The 18,426-nt window shown below is 41.5% G+C and carries 18 protein-coding genes and 1 other RNA gene; 5 read left to right on the forward strand and 14 right to left on the reverse strand.

Going from position 1 to position 18,426, the window contains the following annotated elements; genetic code table 11:
* Positions 1-397 precede the first annotated feature (397 nt).
* From RT138_RS06655 to hisD, 4 genes are all read left to right on the forward strand, one after another.
* The gene (locus tag RT138_RS06655) at positions 398-2,977 is read left to right on the forward strand and encodes a DUF5686 family protein (RefSeq protein WP_313190101.1); all 2,580 of its coding nucleotides are present in this window, start codon (positions 398-400) and stop codon (positions 2,975-2,977) included.
* A 235-nt stretch (positions 2,978-3,212) separates the two neighbouring features.
* A complete protein-coding gene (locus RT138_RS06660; protein WP_313190102.1) occupies positions 3,213-3,509 on the forward strand; it encodes a hypothetical protein in 297 nt (98 codons plus the stop codon).
* A gap of 255 nt (positions 3,510-3,764) precedes the next feature.
* Entirely contained in the window at positions 3,765-4,616 is an 852-nt protein-coding gene (hisG, locus tag RT138_RS06665) for an ATP phosphoribosyltransferase (RefSeq protein WP_185211844.1), read from the forward strand.
* Position 4,617: 1 nt separating this feature from the next.
* Positions 4,618-5,904 (forward strand): histidinol dehydrogenase, encoded by a 1,287-nt coding sequence (hisD, locus tag RT138_RS06670; protein WP_313190103.1) that lies wholly within the window; start codon positions 4,618-4,620, stop codon positions 5,902-5,904.
* A gap of 60 nt (positions 5,905-5,964) precedes the next feature.
* On the opposite strand, the gene RT138_RS06675 is transcribed toward hisD, so the two are convergent.
* Positions 5,965-6,831, reverse strand: coding sequence for a hypothetical protein (locus RT138_RS06675; protein WP_313190104.1), 867 nt, complete (start codon positions 6,829-6,831; stop codon positions 5,965-5,967).
* Between the two features lie 326 nt (positions 6,832-7,157).
* Here RT138_RS06675 and ssrA point away from each other — a divergent pair.
* Positions 7,158-7,526, forward strand: a transfer-messenger RNA (tmRNA) gene (ssrA, locus tag RT138_RS06680).
* On the opposite strand, the gene RT138_RS06685 is transcribed toward ssrA, so the two are convergent.
* The 13 genes from RT138_RS06685 to RT138_RS06745 form a co-directional block, all read right to left on the reverse strand.
* On the reverse strand, positions 7,487-9,046 hold the full coding sequence (locus RT138_RS06685; protein WP_185211841.1) for a recombinase family protein: 1,560 nt from the start codon (positions 9,044-9,046) through the stop codon (positions 7,487-7,489). The two genes, ssrA and RT138_RS06685, sit on opposite strands and share 40 nt — an antisense overlap.
* A 96-nt stretch (positions 9,047-9,142) precedes the next feature.
* Positions 9,143-9,997 (reverse strand): nucleotidyl transferase AbiEii/AbiGii toxin family protein, encoded by an 855-nt coding sequence (locus RT138_RS06690; protein WP_237235560.1) that lies wholly within the window; start codon positions 9,995-9,997, stop codon positions 9,143-9,145.
* A 2-nt stretch (positions 9,998-9,999) separates the two neighbouring features.
* Complete coding sequence (locus RT138_RS06695) at positions 10,000-10,638, reverse strand: hypothetical protein (RefSeq protein WP_185211840.1); 639 nt, start codon at positions 10,636-10,638, stop codon at positions 10,000-10,002.
* 57 nt (positions 10,639-10,695) lie between these two features.
* Complete coding sequence (locus RT138_RS06700; protein ID WP_185211839.1) at positions 10,696-10,887, reverse strand: hypothetical protein; 192 nt, start codon at positions 10,885-10,887, stop codon at positions 10,696-10,698.
* A gap of 71 nt (positions 10,888-10,958) precedes the next feature.
* Positions 10,959-11,267, reverse strand: a complete 309-nt coding sequence (locus RT138_RS06705; RefSeq protein WP_185211838.1) for a hypothetical protein — start codon at positions 11,265-11,267, stop codon at positions 10,959-10,961.
* A 4-nt stretch (positions 11,268-11,271) separates the two neighbouring features.
* Positions 11,272-12,060 carry a hypothetical protein gene (locus tag RT138_RS06710; RefSeq protein WP_312696123.1) on the reverse strand — a complete coding sequence of 263 codons (789 nt, stop codon included), beginning with the start codon at positions 12,058-12,060 and terminating at the stop codon, positions 11,272-11,274.
* An 11-nt stretch (positions 12,061-12,071) separates the two neighbouring features.
* Positions 12,072-12,878 (reverse strand): conjugative transposon protein TraN, encoded by an 807-nt coding sequence (gene traN, locus RT138_RS06715; protein WP_185211836.1) that lies wholly within the window; start codon positions 12,876-12,878, stop codon positions 12,072-12,074.
* Between the two features lie 35 nt (positions 12,879-12,913).
* Positions 12,914-14,068, reverse strand: a complete 1,155-nt coding sequence (traM, locus tag RT138_RS06720) for a conjugative transposon protein TraM (protein WP_185211835.1) — start codon at positions 14,066-14,068, stop codon at positions 12,914-12,916.
* Positions 14,069-14,529: 461 nt separating this feature from the next.
* Positions 14,530-15,153, reverse strand: a complete 624-nt coding sequence (gene traK, locus RT138_RS06725) for a conjugative transposon protein TraK (RefSeq protein ID WP_185211834.1) — start codon at positions 15,151-15,153, stop codon at positions 14,530-14,532.
* 68 nt (positions 15,154-15,221) lie between these two features.
* Entirely contained in the window at positions 15,222-16,424 is a 1,203-nt protein-coding gene (gene traJ / locus RT138_RS06730) for a conjugative transposon protein TraJ (protein ID WP_312696121.1), read from the reverse strand.
* 8 nt (positions 16,425-16,432) lie between these two features.
* Positions 16,433-17,068, reverse strand: a complete 636-nt coding sequence (locus RT138_RS06735) for a TerB family tellurite resistance protein (protein WP_237235558.1) — start codon at positions 17,066-17,068, stop codon at positions 16,433-16,435.
* Between the two features lie 5 nt (positions 17,069-17,073).
* The gene (locus RT138_RS06740) at positions 17,074-17,712 is read right to left on the reverse strand and encodes a hypothetical protein (RefSeq protein WP_185211833.1); all 639 of its coding nucleotides are present in this window, start codon (positions 17,710-17,712) and stop codon (positions 17,074-17,076) included.
* Positions 17,709-18,410, reverse strand: a complete 702-nt coding sequence (locus RT138_RS06745; protein ID WP_185211832.1) for a conjugal transfer protein TraI — start codon at positions 18,408-18,410, stop codon at positions 17,709-17,711. The genes RT138_RS06740 and RT138_RS06745 overlap by 4 nt, the downstream gene beginning before the upstream one ends.
* Positions 18,411-18,426 lie beyond the last annotated feature (16 nt).

Below are 18,426 nucleotides of genomic sequence, written 5' to 3' on the forward strand. Positions count from 1 at the left end.
AATTCGTTCCATCACCTAAGTCAAGGATTACATTTGACATTTCAAATCTTGCCTTTACCCTGCTCCTTCAAATTCTCTCATTAAAATACATCCACTTTCTCCGATTTCGAACTTAGTTTTATTCGAGACACATTCCGAATTTTCCGAATGTGTCTCGAATAAGGTCAAAGCCAGGTCCGAAAAAAACCCTCGGGTGTTACAATTCCAAATCGAATTCCCACAGATTTAAATCGCTTTAAAATCTTCCTGTAAACAATTTGTCAAAACAACCAAAAATTACTGACTAATTATCATGAAAAAGTCAAATCGTCAATAAGCCTATTTAATAAATCATCAATATTATCTTTATTTGCAATACTTTTTGAACACAGAGAGTAAAAAGTCAAAAAGTCATAGCATGAAAACGAGATTATTTTACTTGACCATACTAATCGGAATGATTTTTTCGTTCCAAGGCCTGTCCGCACAGAGTTTTATTACCATCAAGGGGAAGGTAATGAACGCAGACAACTATGAGGCCATACCTTATGCTTCCATTAAAGTAATGGGTGCCAATAAGGATATTGGGACAAGCTCCAATGAAAATGGAGAGTATACGCTGACCATTCCAGCAGAGTATAAAAAAATCAAGATCAGTTCTGTGGGTTTTGACCCAGAGGAATATCCTGTTGCTGATGAGAAAGAACAAACCATACGTGTGATGCTGTTCCCTGCCAACTCTATTGAGGAAATCGTAGTAAGGGCACCTAAAAGAGGTAAATACTCCAACAAAAACAATCCTGCTGTAGAACTGATTCGAAAGGTGGTTCAACATCGCGACCAAAACCGTCTGACCGGTCAGGCATATGCTGAATACGACCAATACGAAAAGATCAGTTTGGGATTGAGCAATCTGGATGAAAAGTTCAAGAACAAAAAGGTATTCAAAAAATATCAGTTCCTGTTCGAAAAGGACGACACTTCACAAGCAGCATCAAACTATGTATTGCCGGCCTATATGGAGGAGAAATTTTCTAAAGTTTACTTCAGAAAAGATCCTAATGCCAAAAAGCAATATATCATTGCGGACCGTAAGGCTGAATTTGACCCTAAATTTATTGACAATGATGGTCTAAGTAAATATTTCAACCGTCTTTATGATGAGGTGGAGATCTATGATAACAATATTACCATCTTGACCAATCAATTCTTGAGTCCAATCGCCAATTCGGCTCCTACCTTCTACCGTTTTTATATTACGGATACGATAAAGAACGAAAATGAATCTTTGGTAGAGTTAAGCTTCTTCCCTAGAAATAAAAACGACCTTTTGTTTAAAGGTAAGCTATATGTAACCTTGGATGGGAATTATGCGGTTAAAGGTGCTGAAATGACCGTAAGCGACGAGATCAACCTGAACTTCGTTAGGGACCTGAATATTGAACTTGGCTTCAACAAGACCAATGACAACAAGTACTACTTGACAAAATCAAGTTTAGGGATAGATTTCTCCATTACCAATAAAGGTAAAGGGATCAAAGGAAAACGCGTTGTATTGATCAATGATTATGTGAATGGCAATGTGCGTCCAGACAGCATTTATGCGGTACCGGATAAATATGTGGTCATCCCAGAGGAGAAGAAAGAAGTGGCGGAAACAAAATCGGAAAGCTATTGGGCAACCTTAAGGCCAGAGCCGCTATCGAAATCGGAGCGTTCGATCTATACGAACATTGATTCCTTGCAGAGCATGCCTTCTTTCCGTACGTTCATGGATATCTCTGCATTGGTACTGTCAGGATATAAACAAGCGGGTCCAGTTGAAATTGGCCCTGTGAATACCTTTTATTCCTACAACCCAGTGGAAGGATTCCGTTTACGTGTTGGTGGCCGTACCACAGAGCAATTGAGCAAGCGTTTCTATGCTGAAGGTTATGGTGCATATGGATTTGAGGACCAAAAATGGAAATACTTCCTTTCAGGTACTTATTCTTTGAACAATAAGTCGATCTATAAATTTCCACAGCATTATTTAAGGGTTTCGGCTTCATACGATACAAAGATCCCTGGACAGAATCTGGAATTCGTTCAAGAGGACAACGTATTGCTATCCTTTAAACGAGGTGAGAACAAGAGTTATCTGTACAATGAGGTTTACCGTTTAGACTATAAGGTAGAGTTCAGCAATAACTTCTCGATGAATGCTGGTCTGGGAACTTGGAAACAAACGCCTGCAGGTGTCCTTTCCTATACCCTACCGATGGCAGATGGTTCACATAAGATTGTGAACAACTTACAGAGCACCGAATTTAATGTTGGTTTTCGATATGCTCCAAAAGAAGAGTTCTACCAAGGTAAACTTTATAGGACTCCAATTTTCAATAAATACCCGATCATGACCTTCAATTATACAGCTGGCGTAAAAGGAGTATTCGGAGGAGAATACAATTACCATAACTTCTCTGCAGGTATTTTCAAAAGATTCTACCTATCCCAATTGGGCTATGCTGATATCAACGTAGATGGAACTTACATTGCTGGGAATAACCTTCCCTTCCCAGTATTGAACATCCATCGTGCAAACCAGACTTACGCATATCAATTGCAATCCTATAACTTGATGAACTTTATGGAATTCATTTCCGATCATCATGCTTCCTGGAATGTACAGTACTATATGAATGGCTTTATTTTCAACAAGGTTCCATTGTTGAAAAAACTGAAGTTGAGAGAGGTATTTAGTTTCAAAGGCGTTTATGGTGGATTGCGTGACAGCAACAATCCGAGTTTGAACAATCAGGTTTATGATTGGCAGACCAATGGATCAGGCGAGCAGATGTCCTTTACTTTTGGGAATAAACCCTACATGGAGGCAAGTGCCGGTGTAGCGAATATATTTAAGGTATTACGTGTAGATGTGGTAAAGAGATTAAACTATTTGGATCATCCAGATGCTCCAGAATGGGGAATACGTGCAAGAGTGAAGTTTGATTTTTAGGAGACCTTATGGATATAGTGAGGGTTAGTTTTTTTTGAAATAGTTTAAATAATGTGAATAGGTTCAGTGATAGAAAATTGAGGATGTAATGTGCGGGAGTTCTATCAGCTGACTAAGAAAAGCGGGCCTAGTGTCCGCTTTTTTGTTAATTAGGCAAGCAGCCAAGGGCTAAATGGAGAGGATTGATTGGTTATTCATTAATTTATGGTTAAATTTAAGTATCTAAAATTTGATCATGAGTGCTAGAACATGGAATATCATTAAGATCGTTGCAGCTTATTTTTCTTTATTGCTGAATGTGCTCTATATTAGCACATGGATATATTTAATTGAAAACTCCAATGGTTTTGAAGAGGCCCAACAGCGATTTGGGAACCTATGGAAAATCGACCATACCCTACTTATCTTTTCAGCGATTGTCCTTAGCATTTTCTCCATCATCTATTTTGCCCGAACACCTGGTTTCTTAGCGAAGTTATTTTTACTCGTCCAGATTATATTCACAGGTTGGTTTAGTTGGTCCATGCTTTAAAATATTAGAACCCCACAACGCTAGCCTAAGACCGAAAACCCAATTGCATTCTTTTTTAATAATTTCCTTGCATAGAAAGGTGATATCCATTACTTTTGTTGCATTATTAAAATGAAGAACGCTTGTACACATCAATACGTAATGCATCATCGCCATTGTGGCGATAGATATTAGTATTGGCTTCTACGTGGAGCGCAAGTTACCCCCAGATTCTTTATTGTTAATAATTTTTTCACTCAACATAAACTCTACATTTTGAAAAATCTCAAAATTGCTATCCAAAAATCAGGTAGATTAAACGAAAAATCAGTTCAATTGCTTAAAAATTGCGGATTGGACTTCGAAAACTATAAAAGCTCATTAATTACAACGGTATCCAACTTTCCCCTAGAAATATTATTCTTAAGAGATGATGATATCCCCGGTTATGTTGAACAGGGTATTGCAGACCTCGGTCTCGTTGGAGAAAATGTAATTGAGGAAACCCTGTCCAATGTTCAGTATCTACAGCGATTAGGTTTTGGGAAATGCACCTTAAAATTAGCCATTCCAAAAGACTCAACCATAGACCGCCTAGAAGACCTGAACGGCAAATCCATCGCAACCTCCTATCCTAATATCTTACAGCAATTTTTGGACGAATATAAGATCAATGCAGATATCCAAATGATCTCTGGATCGGTTGAGATTGCTCCGGGACTTGGGCTTAGTGATGCTATCTGTGATATTGTATCGACTGGTGGAACTTTAAAAAGCAATGGGTTGAAACCTTTTGTGGATGTTAGAAATTCTGAAGCGATATTGATCGGTAGAGATGGTTTGGAAGAAAACCCGATTATCTGTGAACTTTTGCAAAGAATCCAGTCGGTGTTGCGTGCAAAGGAAACGAAGTATGTGGTATTGAACGTGGAGAAAAAGAACCTGTCGCAAATTACCGAACTCTTGCATGGGGTAAAGAGCCCAACGGTGGTTCCATTGGCTGAAGAAGGCTGGGTAGCTGTACATACCGTAATTTCTGAGGATGATTTTTGGGAGAAAATCAATAAACTAAAAGCGGCAGGCGCACAAGGTATTGTCGTGATGCCGATCGAAAAAATCATTATGTAACATGCTAGAAACTTATCTATATAAAGACTTAAGCAAGGAGCAGATCCAGGAATTGGTGAATAGGAACACCGATCCGAACCATGCGATCCAAGATACGGTCCTCAATATCATGGAGGAAGTTAAGGAGCATGGCGATCAGGCCTTGAAATCATATGCAAAGAAATTTGATAAGGTAGATCTTGAGCAGCTATATTTAGGACAGGATGATATCGATGCCTTGGCATCGACCATCTCCCGTGACCAGATGCGCGCTCTGGAAATCGCCTTCCAGAATATCCATAAATTTCATCAGACCCAGCTGAAACGCGAGCGTACGGTTGAAACCATGCCCGGTGTGAAATGCTGGCGTGAAGTAAGACCCATCGAAAAGGTAGGTCTGTACATTCCCGGTGGATCGGCCGTTTTGCCAAGCACATTGTTAATGCTCGGTGTACCGGCAAGGATAGCGGGATGCAAGGAGATTGTGGTCTGTTCACCTCCGCAGAACAATGGCAAGATCAATGGATTCGTAGCCTATTGTTTGAAACTGTTGCAGATCAATAAGATTTACTTGGTTGGTGGAGCACAGGCCGTGGCTGCGATGGCGTATGGTACGGAAACCATCCCTAAGGTCAACAAGATCTTTGGACCAGGGAACCAATTTGTGACCAAGGCAAAAAGTCTGATTCAAGGCTTGACGGATGTCAGTATAGACATGCCTGCCGGACCTTCGGAAGTATTGGTCATTGCGGACGAAAGTTGCAATCCGGCCTTTGTAGCGGCTGATTTATTGGCGCAGGCTGAACATGGGATCGACAGCCAAGCGATATTAGTGGCAACCTCGAAAACAATAACCGATGCCGTGCAGGAAGAACTGAAGAAACAATTGGAAGTTCTTCCGAGAAAAGAATTGGCGGAGAAAGCGATGCAAAATTCTTACATGGTCATTGGAGATACGCTTCAAGAAGCCATGGAATTCTCGAACCTGTACGCTCCGGAGCACTTGATCTTGGAGACCAATGAGTGGAAAGACTTGATCAATAAAGTATTGAATGCAGGATCGGTATTCTTGGGCCACTTAACCCCTGAGAGTGCTGGCGATTATGCATCTGGAACGAACCACACCCTACCGACCTCAGGTTTTGCCAGATCGTATTCAGGTGTATCTGTAGATTCCTTTGTCAAGAAGATTACTTTCCAACATATTTCAGAGGAAGGCTTACAACATATCGGTTCTACCGTTGAAATATTGGCGGAACTGGAAGGCTTACATGCCCATAAGAATGCCGTGAGCATCCGCAAAAAATAATGAAACAGAAAAAGGGATATCCGAGTGGACATCCCTTTTCAATTTCGATTGATTCCTCAATTATTTCTTTTTCTTCTTCTTTTTACCTTTATCGTCACCAACGATCTTATGGTAAATTTCAGCGAAAGCAGTTTTAAGTTTCTTTAGGGTTTTACCCTCGTTCTTTTTCGCTTTTTTAGAAGATTTTTCATCTTTTGCCTTAACAGAATCCTTTTTCGCTTTTTTCTTAGGAGCTTTTTTCGCCTTTGGCTTCTCCTCTTTTAACTTAGCTTCCTCTTTCTTCTTTTTGATGTCTTTAGCTTTCTTATCATCTTTTGCTTTCGCAGCTTTTACAGGTTTCTTGTCAGCTTTTTTATCCTTTGCTTTTTTCTCCGGATTTTCCTTTACGGTTTTATTGTTAGGAACTCCCTCTTTGTAAGAAGCTTCTTTTTCAATTTTCACCTCTTCAGCTTTTGTAGGAACGGCTGCCTTAGGTTCTACCTTTGCAGCAGTAGATTTCGCTACCGGAGCTTTTGCAGTACTTGCAGCCGCTGGTTTAGCAGGGCTTGCAGCTGCTGGTTTAGCAGGGCTTGCTGATTTTGCAGCTGGAGTTGAAGTTTTCGCAGCAGGTTTTGCTGCAGCAGGTTTTGCAGGGGTAGCTTTAGCTGTTGCTGTTTTCTTGCTGGCCGTTTTTGCAGAAGTATCAGCAATCACAGGACTAACTTTAACATTTGGAATAGAAGTTTTACGAGCACGGGTTCCTGCACCTTCGCCACCTGAATTTCCAGAACTCGGGTTAGGTTTCGGGGTTGGAGTTTTCGCAGCTGGTTTATTTGCTGGAGTTGTCTTTGCAGGAGCTTTTCTAGTATTTGCTCTTACAGGTTTAACGGGACTGTTGTTTTCTGCAGTTTCCGTAGCTGTTGTTTTCGCGTTGTTTTCCTCAGCCATTGTTTATAGTTTTTGTATAGTTCAGTATTTTGTTTCTTACAGGTCTTGATGATCAAAACCTAGTCATTAATTCTTTGAAGCTTATTTTGCTTTCAGTTTTGTGTAATTTGAGTTGAATTGAGTTTCTATATTGCTGCTAAAAAAGCGTTGATGTTAGAAACAATATTCATAAAGTGGACGAATATTAATTCAATCAGGACAATATTTTAACTTATCATCTTTTAAAACAGTAATATAGCAAATATGTTTATAAAATCCTATCCAATTAAACTTAATTGGGTTTTTGAAGTCATATAAATTGATTACATTTGTTGCCCATACATAACGGGGTCGACCGGAATTGACAGGATAGCGATGGTTATGTAAGCATGCAGTGCATTGTTAGTCTAGCACTTTAATCTGAACTTTCAACTTTTCAAATGGCGAAGAAAACTACGCCTTAGCTGCTTAATTTAGAATTAAGATTTAGCTTTTGTCTCGTCAAGCTTTGTTCTACCGCTTGACATCCGAGGCACCGAATCGTAGGACTGGTCCTTGCGACGTTGCTAAGTAAGGACGAGAAACAACAACTACGGAGTACGGTATAGGTAAGCGACTCACCTTCCCTCTCCCGACAATCAAAGAGAAGCTAAGCATGTAGAAAGCGTAAATCATACTATGTTTGGACGAGGGTTCGAATCCCTCCGGCTCCACCCGAGGGGATTGAAGACATTTCAATCCCTTTTTTTGCAACTTTTAACAACCCTAATTCACTCATTTTCTGAACATTACGATTGAACAAAGGATTGATTTTGAGAGTTCGATAGCTCCCATTATCGATGATGAGCCCCAAATTGAACACCCTTGAAAGTAGCGTACGCTTATCTATGACATTTGATGATTCATAGAGCTTCGATAGATCCGAGAGCTTATTCAACTCCGAATTCAAGATCTTTTTCAGCCTTTCTTTATCTTTTCCAAGATCAAAATCATTTAGTTTTAGCGATTGTATTTTTTGTGTTAGATCGCTATGCCATCTGGAATAGGTCTCCTGATTAATACTATTGTTGATCCATTTCTCCTCGACCGACCGCAAGGATTTTTCGGCTGCGGCAAGTTCCTTGTTTCTATTTTCTTTGCGCTGTTTTTCTACTTTAACTTGATGGTTCAAGAGCTCTGTGGCCAGCGTTCGAACATCTTGAATGAGATCCTCAGGGAGACTTATTAACTTCAGGATATCGAGGAGTTTTTCATGCGCCTTTATTGCACTGATATTGTTATGCTTCGAGGTTAGCCTGCAGCGGTAATAGTAATAATATTGTCCTGTCTTTCCACGGGAGGCGGCACCAGTCATATAACGTCCACAGTGACACTGTAACAATCCTCGAAGTGGGATATCCTCATGCAAAGTAACAACTGTCCGTTCTTCTTTCCGGAACTTCTCTTGAGCTCGGTTCCAAGAATATTGATCGATAATAGGTTCTGCATTTTTTACCGGAAACATACCACCAGGATTGTTTTTCCATGCTTTTACTTTTTGGAATCCACTGTACAGTGGATTCTTTAAAATACGATGGATGCTAGAATTGCCTGTATGCGGGAACCCTTGGGATATGGCAATTTCCTGAATCTTATAGATGGGGACATCCTTTAAAAATAGATCATAGATGTTCCGGATTATTTGCGCTTCCTCCTCATCGATTACCAACTTCATTTCGCGTTCGCTTCTCACCTTTACATAACCGTAAGGCGCAGCACCACCATGAATATATTTCCCTTTGATAGCCTTGGCGGAATATATACCCCAGTTGATATCGTTCTGCCGCTTGATGTTTTCCGAATCACCCAAAAGAAATTCCAGTCCCATCATAAAGTAAGAACTGTGATCGGTAACATCGTATACCATTCCCCGACCTGCACTTACGATTTTTATTGCGTATTCCTTTTGGATTTTCATGACCATGTTGATCGCATCTCCCGTAATCCGGCTAAAGCGTGTCAGTTCAGAAACAATCAGGTAATCAATTTCCCGATGGTTCTTTTTGATAAATGAAAATAAAGCTTTTACATCCGGTCGATCGAATGTTTTGGCACTATAACCTTCGTCCCTGAAAGTATCGATTATTTCAACATCCGCGCTAGTTGTCCATTGCGAGGTAATAAAATCTTGTCGTTCGATGCTGTGACGGCTTTGGTCATAGTTACTGAACCTTAAATATCGAATCCCTTTTTTCATAATTTTAACAGAATGGATTTGTTAAATAAACAACATTAAATCGGAAAAATTCCGATTCTATATGCTATTATTGACATTTTTTATCGGGTATTGAGCTCATTCAAACTTAAGTTGTTCGATGAGTTCCAAAAAATACTTTTTTGACCAGATATCAAGTTTTTGGTTATCTGGAATAAACTTGACAATATCCTCCTTCACCGCCTCCAAGGATACAGAGTCGATACGATTCTTCAAAAGATCCAATATTTCTTCTTTCTGTATGGTTGAATTCGTCCATTCTCCTGTATCTTGCGCTCTGGCTAGGAAATGATCCAGATTCAATGGAACTCCTTTTCTGATGTACCACTCTAAGTCATACCAATCCCTACCCTTGACCCTATTTTGCCATTTACGAAATAGTAATGCATGCATTTTTCCTGCAAATAGATTGGATTTGGTAAAGCATTTGACATAAAAAGAATAAGGTTTGAGCAGAAGCTTCTCCTCGGTTTCAAAACGCAGTGGTGGTTGTTTATCCACCTCCAATTTGATCTTGAGACCAACCATTGCACCCAAGCCCGCTTCTAGCACCATTCCTTCTAGGATTAGTTCTCTCCAGACTGTTTCCGGTTTTAAGAAGGCTGAATCGATCGAAGTTTCTTTAGTCTTTTTCTTTTCCTTAATACTAACTTGCAACCCAACATTAGCAAACTCCTCCACCAGTCCTTTAAAATGAGGTTCTAACGAAAACTCAGGATCACTCGATAGCAATGAAAAATCCAAGTCTTCTGAAAATCGGTCCAGTCCATAAAATATACGCAAGGCAGTACCTCCATAAAATGCCGCTTTCTCAAAAAATCCAGATCGTTGAAGACCAGCCAAGGCTACTTCTTGCATAATCTCGCGAAGGGCAGAGAATGCCTGTTCTTGATTCTTTGGTTCATAGGAAGCCAGCCATTCTTTTATCATCATAATCAATTGTTTTTAATGACCCTAATTAACCATTCAAGGCTTTTCTTTTTAGGTGAAAACTTCAACCATTCCTCCATCATTTGGACATCCAACATGGACAGTTGATCTGCATCCATTCGTAGATCTTCAAATAAAAATGATTCAGTTTGCAATTTACTTCTCAATAAAATACCCGAAGTGAGGATGATCCGGTCAAAGAGTGCTTTTTCAGGGCTCGCTATCAAAACGTTTTGTCTTTCTGTTAACTCGACACTTTTAATTCCCAATGAATAGTAGCTTTCTTCAACATGGTAATACCGAAAACGGCCGATAGGCGTTTGATAATACTTGGCCAATTTAGTGGTACAGGACAATACCTCAAAAACCTTTTCTGGAATCATTCCCCAATACGAAAGTGCAGAATCCAAAGATACATAACTTGGCCCCCAAAGATGGTTGGCAACTAATTTATGACTAGGTGGATCTATGCGCAAGTTCTGGCCAGGAATATACAGTCCATTCTTCAATGGAATCAATTTACCCTGTTTAATCATTTCGCTGATCTTGTCATTGGGACGTTGATAATCATTCAGCAAACTCAGTAGAATTTGGCGTGTAAGCACCTGTTCATGGTAATTCAATAAGGCATCTTCGACTTTCATGTTAAATATTTAAATAAAAATCGGAATAAATCCGATTTAAGCAAAATTATTTAACATTTATTTTCTTCGTGACGGTCTTTTATATCCCCATACTCCAAAATCAGTTTTTAGGTATCTTCTCAGCACGTTCTGAAGGATGATTTCTGCCAATAGTTTAATGGTCTTTTGGCGTTCTACATCCAAAGCCTCAGCAGACTGAACCTTCCGGTTCATTTTCATTGGTGTTCCTTTCCCTTGTTCATTCATCATCTATCTCTTCATAAAAAATGCTGCCTTTCCATAATCGACAAGGCAGCACCATTTTCTAATTTCCCGTTAGTTCAAAATCCCGTCTCCATTCTATATAGACTTATACGACTCGGTTTATTTCGGTTGTATGAGGGCTCATAATGCAAGTAACCAAAATCATTCAAATCAGATAAACACCCGTAATAGGTACTTGATGCCCGGATCTTAGCCATAGGCATGATCTGTCGACAATAGGCCTGGATATAGGCTGGCCGATCACATTCCAGCCAATATATCCAAATGGCAGTATATATCGCAATATGGGTCGAACCGATGCGACCGTCGCTTACAATTCCGTTCATAAACTTGCTGATCAGCTCCAATCCATTTCCTGAATGCATGGCATTATCCTAAGGATTGTTTTACTTTTCGCTTGGATGGCTTTTCTGCAGATTCTCCATCAGCTGCTGTTCCCCTTTTCACCTTCGCAGACTTTTTTTCTTCTTGTGCTTGTTCCTTTCGTTGATGTTGAGGTATGGATTGGCTAATTTTCTTATTATTGGTATCATAGATATTTATGGTTTTGTATTGCGGATTTGCCTCTACAAAGATCTTGATCGTCTCTTCACCTCGCAGCATGCTCGCAGATTGTAGGTTTCCCTTTTTCAGTGAATCAAGAAATTCATCTCGGTATTGCTGGTCCTTGAATGATTCGATACCGATCCCATCCAATTCTTTGGATAGATCAAATCCGTAGTTGTCGTGATATTGATTCATTTTGTAATTCCCAAACGAGTCTGTCTGCCTAAAATCCAATTGCAGCCAAGCTTTATAGTCCTCACCGTTTTGGTTGGTTAACTCTTTATAGACCGAACGGCCACTGAGCAGGTTATAGGCTTCCTTCATCGTGATGTTCTTTCCCTTATGGATATAGAATTGCTGGCTAAGCTCTTGACTAGCGCCCTGCTTTTGAAGTTCCATTTTGTACGAATTGAAAAAATAGAAATCCGTTTCCTTGGATTTGCTGAAGTTTAGACTTGCCTTCAGGTAGTCTTCCTGGTATTGGGCATGGAAGTCCAAGGTAAAAGTCGGCTTCCCTTGAACCAAGGCTTCTCTTAGTTCATTCTCTAATCCTTCTCCGAAACCGGTGAACTTGACCTGTTCACGTAGGTATTCAAAATTTTTGCTGTTCATGATAGGTATATTTAATCGTTTATCCATTTCGCCTTCATCAGGTCTTTGTTTTTCAGTCGTATTTCAAAATTTCTTCCGCCATCTTTCTCCTTGATTTCTACCAGTAGGTGTTTTTGATCGGCCAGCGTAAATTTGGGCAGCACATAGACGATTTTTTGTTTTGCAGAACCTGCCACCGATACGTTGCATTTAGGTATAGGGATCGGGCTGATTTCAAGTTCTTGGGATGCTGTCCTTTTGACCTGTTTATTATCCCGGACAAAGAACCTCAGGTTTTCCATGTCATAATCGATAGCCGATTTATTGCTGATCTGGAATACGAAATAAAACAGGTTATCTTGCACGAATAATCCCTGAAGCGCACATTCCATACCGAATGCTTTACGACCTTTAATCAGCTTATCGGAAGGTAGCAGTTTTAATAATTTGATATTCGTTTCCAAGCGCTCCTCATTGGCATTTGACCCCGGAATCTGTCCGCTGCGAATTTTAGGAACGACATATTCGAGCTCCTTTGGTGATTTTGCATAGCTTAATATAAAGCTGTGCAGACGTCCGTCTCCTGTAATAACCGAGAGGTTTGTGGTGTCAAAATCGGCGATGGAAGATTTTACCTGCAGGATGTGTGCCGCACCCTGGGCTTTCTGCACCAAAATATCCGGACTTCCGCGATCAACACCAACAATGGAAAAAGGAAAGACAATATTGGTGGTTTTGTTATGGCTTATGGCGAGGTTCGTCGGCTTCCTCTGCTGAGCCGTGGCATTCCAAGGATACCAGATCCCAAGGATTGCCAAGTACATAAGAATGTTTTTCATGATCTATTTATTGAATAAATGTTGTTGCCTCTTTATTATTTCTGCTTGAGCAAGACCCGGTAACCGTCCTTAATGGTCACCTTGATTAGCTGCGCTTTTCTGCCAAGCAGATCCTTTGCCGCATCGATTCCCACATCGATCGCCTTTCCACTCAGCGATTCATTCAATTCACTGAATCGCATGGCTTGTATTCCTTGATCTAAAGCGTTCTTAGCACCTTCCCGGGTGATGGATCCTGGAATATAGATGCCCGCAATCCCGTCCAAGTCAAAGAGCGCTAATTCCACGGGCAGCAAAGACTGATCCATACGAATTCCACTGATCTTGACCTGAAGTCGATCGCCTTGCAGGCCGACCACACCGAATAGCATGCTGCCTTTCCTTAGCGTTGAACCAGCAAGTTGAACATCCTCTCTCAAGCTTATCCTTATGGTGGATCCATTGACAACCGTTTGTTCTCCGTAGATTTCAGCCTGAATGGCTTTTTCCTGTTGCAGCTGCATTTCCCCCGGATCACCCAGTCCAAAAAATCCCTCTACTTCACCTTCAACAATGGTATCCAGCATCAAACTTCGCGGCACAAGATCCCGATCAGAAGTCACTCCATAAATAGCGGGTTGTAGTGCCAGAGCTTCTTCCTGCATTTCCTGCTGCAGGCGTTCGGGATGCTGAATCAAAATGATTTTCTCGAGCATGCTTGAAAGCTGAGCGAGTTCTGGGTCTTCCGTATTCCCCGTTTCCATCTTTTGCATCAACAGCTCAAGCCTTTCGACATCTGAAGAAATGGGAGAAGTTAACGTGCTTGGCATGTTTTCGTATCGATTTTCCTGCAATGAAGGGGGTTGTTGGTTCAGCTGGGCCTGAAGCGCAAGCAAGCTTTTTTCCAGCATTGCCGCTTGTTGAGAACCTTCATTCGCTGTCTCGAGGTTCATAAAAGCATCGTCTGTTGACGAGAATGCTCCGTCTTGAATGCTGTCGCCCGTCTGCTGGTTCCAATTCTGGTTCAGAGGCACAGATGTTATAGGTTGGCCATCCTCAAGGAATACGCTATTTGCATAAAGATCCATTTTGTCCGGTTGTCCTTTACTGGAAACTTGTGCCTGTGGAACATCCAACAAGGTTCCATTTTTTAAGCTGTCTAAGGTCTCCTTTTTATGTTGTCCAAGGTTTCCTATACTCCAAAATCCCATAGCGGCAACGGGAAGGATCAGTAGTGGGGCGGCAAAAAGCAGCTGCTGCTTGCGCCGGCTCCATCGGAATTGTTTCATTTTATTCATGCGATTTATTTTGGTGTTTATTTTTACTTAAAAAGTCGTTGGAAGTACATGGGTAATAGCAGGGATCCATTTGTAAAGTATCGTGTTTTAGAATGATTGGCTGTATAGGAGGAGGAAAATTCAGCTGTGTGCTTCGATGCAGGTGAAATTCATGCGGCACGCGATATACTGCCGGAACCATTTCTATTAAACGTATTAGTAGATAGATGTGTACCAGCACCAGCACACTTGAGACCGTAATAAAGCAAAACACGGGATCCCGAGGCAACGCCACTGATCTCTTTTTTAGTGCGATTGCATGCCGATCTTTAAGAACCATATCCAACCTTTCCATCTTCCCCTCCTTCCAAGATTCTTACATTTTTAATATGGATTTATCGATTTCTTTGGGTGACTTCAATATCCTTGTTTTCCAGTGTCTTCCATTGTTCAATCAGTAGCCCATGCGGATTATGGTCCGATCGCTCGATTTCTCTTAGAGCCCCCTGCGTAATGAGCGAGCGAACGACGACTTGGCTACTTCTGGTGATGGTTTGCTTACCAAAAAAGCGAAAATGCATCTCCAGCTGACGCTCAAAAAGCTGGATACTATCAACTGCGATCTTCTGGCTGACATTTCCCGAAACCAAGTTGGTATAATACCCGCTTTCCAAGAGGTCCGAGAAGACGCGGTGGGCACGCTGGTCCGCCAAGTACAGCGCCATTCGGATATTCTTACGGTTAGCCTGCTCGTCGGGTACCAGATTGAAGAACAGCTGGTGAAAATTTGCGATATGACTTTTTGCCTCGGCGTTAAAATTTTCTCCGCGATTGCTGGCGTAAGCCTCCATGGCTTTTCCCTGTGCAAGGACATAGATTCGGTCCTGCATGCCGCGTACTGACCTGAAACTCTGATACAGTGCATAAAAGCTCAGTATAAGGCTCCCAGATACAGTCAATAGACTGAATAGGCGTACTTGCTGAAATGCACGATCCAAGTTTCTTAATTTTCCAAACATATCTCCTCCTTTTTAATCATAACCTTAATCAAGCACCTTACTTATTTTGGATACTTCTTACCCATAGATTACTGCCCTTTCAATTTATCGTCCATATAGGAATCCCCCTTTCTCTCATGGGGGAAATAAGGATCCGACTGGCTGCTTCCCGACAGATCTTGGGTCATTTTATTATGGGCTGAACCTAAGGCATCGATGACCATTCCCCCTGCAGCAGCGCCCCCACTGAGGACCACTTGACTGGATTTGGATATCAGGCTTCCAACTTTCTGACCCAGCACCGAACTACCTCCCGCATGCACGATATAGTTGGCTACCGAAGGCACGCTGAAATAGCCCACGATACCGATGATCAGGAAAACCAAATACGCCAGGTCCGTCCGGCTAAAGAAGGTATCTCCTTGATCGGCGAGTTGTGAGAGGTCAAGCTTGAGCATATTTTCCTGGATTTTGCCCAGAATACCACCAAAGATATTGGCAACAGGAAGCCAAAGGAAGATATTGATGTATCTGGCGATCCAAACCGTCAGGGTATGCTGAAAGCCGTCAAACACGGCAATGCCGAATACCAAGGGTCCTAAAATGGATAGCACCACCAACTGAAAGGTTCGCAGCGTATTGATGCATAGTGCGGCGGCCTCAAACAGGATCTGCAGGACCTCGCTGAGCCATTCCTTGACTGAATTGCGGAAATTATAGGATGCTTTGGCCATGGCAAACTTGATATCATTGCCAATTTCATCCAACATTCCCTCTGATGAAGGATCTTCACCGTGGGTATATTTATACCATTTATCACGATTTCCTTCTCCGGTATCCCCTACATACATTTGCCAAGAATCGGTTTGCCTGATGGCTTCTTCCTTTTTTTCAAGCAGCACTTCAATCGCGCGGTTTGAATCCTTCACCATTGCCGAACTAGCTGATACGACCGGATTCATCACGCCATTGATCAGCGAAATGACCGATGGAAACAGGGCAATGCAGAAGCCGATGACAAATGGTCGAAGCAAGGGATAAAAATCCACCGGTTCCGCATTGGCAATATGCCGCCAGACCCTAGAACCGATATACCACGTCGCAGCAAATCCGGCAATCCCTTGGGCTACACCGATCAGTGTGCTGCAAAGGGGCATCATCTCCGCGTATAGTTGCTCCAAGACAGTATGCATACTCTGCATTTCCTGGGCAATTCCCTGCCCCTTGGATACCAAGGGAATCATAGAAGCAAATAGAATCAAGCCCAAGTATACTAGTAAAGGTTTCATCATCCAGAATTTTAAGGTTGTTCAATTTGCTTTCGAATGGATCTTACATCATTCACTTCCTTCTTGCGCTGAAGCAGCAGCAATTTGGAATCATTGGAAAATTTTCTTAGAAAAATCGTAATCTCTTGCATTTCATCATGGATTCCATCGATCGCATGGAGCCGTTCGGAGTCGTTCATGCTGAGCGCTCGATCACTTAAGACCATCACCAGCTCCTCCAAGTTATTTAACGAGCGATCTAACAGGCCTTGATAAATCTTTACCAGATAGCTCAGTTCCCCGTCTTGAAAAAGATTTTTCTTATTTAGTTGCCTGTTGAAAGTTCGGCAAGTTTCGATGATATTCAGCTGCATTTGAATGATGTCGGCAACTTTATGGTATCGCCTCACCGTTGGACTTACGCGAAGCAGTGCATCCAAAAAGGTTTTGTGTAGGTTGAAATTACCGGCACTCAGATCCTTTACAGTACGGTAGCCGCCTTGAAGGATGTTATAGCCCTGTTTCATTTGCTTCAATATGGTTTTGAACTGTGCCAGCTTCTCCACATTGAGCAATAGTTGAACCACCTCAGCGGATTGTGACCTAACTGGCAGTGCCTGAACCAAGATCATCAAGAAGGCAAAAATTATCGGTTTTATCGCTTTCATTTTCTTTACTTTTGTTGATGAAGCCTTTGCATATCAGAAGATCGCTTCAGCTCCTTAATCCTATTACTTTCCAAGTAATTCGTCGTTATCTCCACTTCCCGGATCATTAGGAGATGCTCTTTCAAATGCTCATGAATTTGCTGCAAACGAATCAATCTTTGCTGATCTTCAAGGTCAAAGGATTCCTCCAATAATTCCACAAGCTGATCAAAACTCGTAAAGCTTTTCCTTAAGATACCTTCCAACATAGATCGCATATATTCCTTTTCTACTTGGGAAAGTTCACTTCCTGTTAGGCGTTTGCTCAGCCGGCGATGCATAGCGACAATTTCCATCAGGATGGCCGTACTCTCAGCAATTTTTCCGAATCGACGTACAGCAGGGCGAACTAGGCCAAGGGATCTAAAAAAAGTATTGTGGAGCCTGAATTCATCTTGCTTCCATTCGGCTACGATGCCCATTCCGGTACGAAATACACGGTAACCCTTAGTCAAAAGATCTAGGTACATTTGGTTGGCAAGAATCTGGGTCAGCAGGTATTCTTGCTGAGTCTTCTTCTGCCGGATCCATTCTTTTAGTGTTTGCCCTTGAACTAGGCTTGTGGTCAACTGGATTGCACAAGCCAAGGCGATCCATTTTCTCATCGTTCTAAATTTTTATCAGGGATTCCATGGAGTTTTTTGATTCGCAGAACCTCTTTTAAGGATTTACTCCGTTGCAGGCTGAGCAAGCTATTCTGCCGGTTGAACCGTAAAAGGCTCTGGTAATTATCCTCGACTCGATCGCTTAGGACATTGATTAGTGTCATGCGTTCACCATCACTCATCTGAAAAGAATAGGAACTCACCAAACTGGTAAGCTCCTCGACATTACTTAAGCTTTCCGCTAAGATGCCGTCATACACTTTGGCCATATAGTGCAGTTCTTCTGCTGTAAAATGGTCTTTCTTTTTAAGGTCGTTCCAAGTTCGCTGATAGATTCCTACCATAGCGACTTGCTTTTGAATAATCTCCTTCACCTGATTAAATTGGACTAAGACTGACTTTACCTTCATGAGCGATTCATAATAGGATGCAAATGTTTCCTTTTGACGGAAACTCCAGGCAGCAATCTCGTCCAAACGAGTTTTGGAGAGTAGATTTTCTATTGTTTTTTGTGTTTGTTGAAGCCAGATTGTTTTGTTCTGCAGCCGCTGAACTTTCAAATCCATGGCCTTGACTACTTTTTTTATCGCCGCCTTGATGACTTCTGAAAGGACCAATTGTGCACTGGCCGTTGGCCGGTTTGGCACAATATGCATGAACAAAAAAAGCAACATAATTACGATAAAATGCTTTTTCATAACCCTATATACCAAT

Source organism: Sphingobacterium sp. (genome assembly GCF_032065005.1).
GTDB lineage: Bacteria > Bacteroidota > Bacteroidia > Sphingobacteriales > Sphingobacteriaceae > Sphingobacterium.

Excerpts from the sequence above, each read along its gene's own strand:
- RT138_RS06655 (WP_313190101.1), top strand. The coding sequence starts at position 398 with ATGAAAACGAGATTATTTTACTTGACCATACTAATCGGAATGATTTTT.
- RT138_RS06660 (WP_313190102.1), top strand. The coding sequence starts at position 3,213 with ATGAGTGCTAGAACATGGAATATCATTAAGATCGTTGCAGCTTATTTT.
- hisD (WP_313190103.1), top strand. The coding sequence starts at position 4,618 with ATGCTAGAAACTTATCTATATAAAGACTTAAGCAAGGAGCAGATCCAG.
- RT138_RS06675 (WP_313190104.1), bottom strand. The coding sequence starts at position 6,831 with ATGGCTGAGGAAAACAACGCGAAAACAACAGCTACGGAAACTGCAGAA.
- RT138_RS06685 (WP_185211841.1), bottom strand. The coding sequence starts at position 9,046 with ATGAAAAAAGGGATTCGATATTTAAGGTTCAGTAACTATGACCAAAGC.
- RT138_RS06690 (WP_237235560.1), bottom strand. The coding sequence starts at position 9,997 with ATGATGATAAAAGAATGGCTGGCTTCCTATGAACCAAAGAATCAAGAA.
- RT138_RS06695 (WP_185211840.1), bottom strand. The coding sequence starts at position 10,638 with ATGAAAGTCGAAGATGCCTTATTGAATTACCATGAACAGGTGCTTACA.
- RT138_RS06700 (WP_185211839.1), bottom strand. The coding sequence starts at position 10,887 with ATGATGAATGAACAAGGGAAAGGAACACCAATGAAAATGAACCGGAAG.
- RT138_RS06705 (WP_185211838.1), bottom strand. The coding sequence starts at position 11,267 with ATGCATTCAGGAAATGGATTGGAGCTGATCAGCAAGTTTATGAACGGA.
- RT138_RS06710 (WP_312696123.1), bottom strand. The coding sequence starts at position 12,060 with ATGAACAGCAAAAATTTTGAATACCTACGTGAACAGGTCAAGTTCACC.
- traN (WP_185211836.1), bottom strand. The coding sequence starts at position 12,878 with ATGAAAAACATTCTTATGTACTTGGCAATCCTTGGGATCTGGTATCCT.
- traM (WP_185211835.1), bottom strand. The coding sequence starts at position 14,068 with ATGGGATTTTGGAGTATAGGAAACCTTGGACAACATAAAAAGGAGACC.
- traK (WP_185211834.1), bottom strand. The coding sequence starts at position 15,153 with ATGTTTGGAAAATTAAGAAACTTGGATCGTGCATTTCAGCAAGTACGC.
- traJ (WP_312696121.1), bottom strand. The coding sequence starts at position 16,424 with ATGATGAAACCTTTACTAGTATACTTGGGCTTGATTCTATTTGCTTCT.
- RT138_RS06735 (WP_237235558.1), bottom strand. The coding sequence starts at position 17,068 with ATGAAAGCGATAAAACCGATAATTTTTGCCTTCTTGATGATCTTGGTT.
- RT138_RS06740 (WP_185211833.1), bottom strand. The coding sequence starts at position 17,712 with ATGAGAAAATGGATCGCCTTGGCTTGTGCAATCCAGTTGACCACAAGC.
- RT138_RS06745 (WP_185211832.1), bottom strand. The coding sequence starts at position 18,410 with ATGAAAAAGCATTTTATCGTAATTATGTTGCTTTTTTTGTTCATGCAT.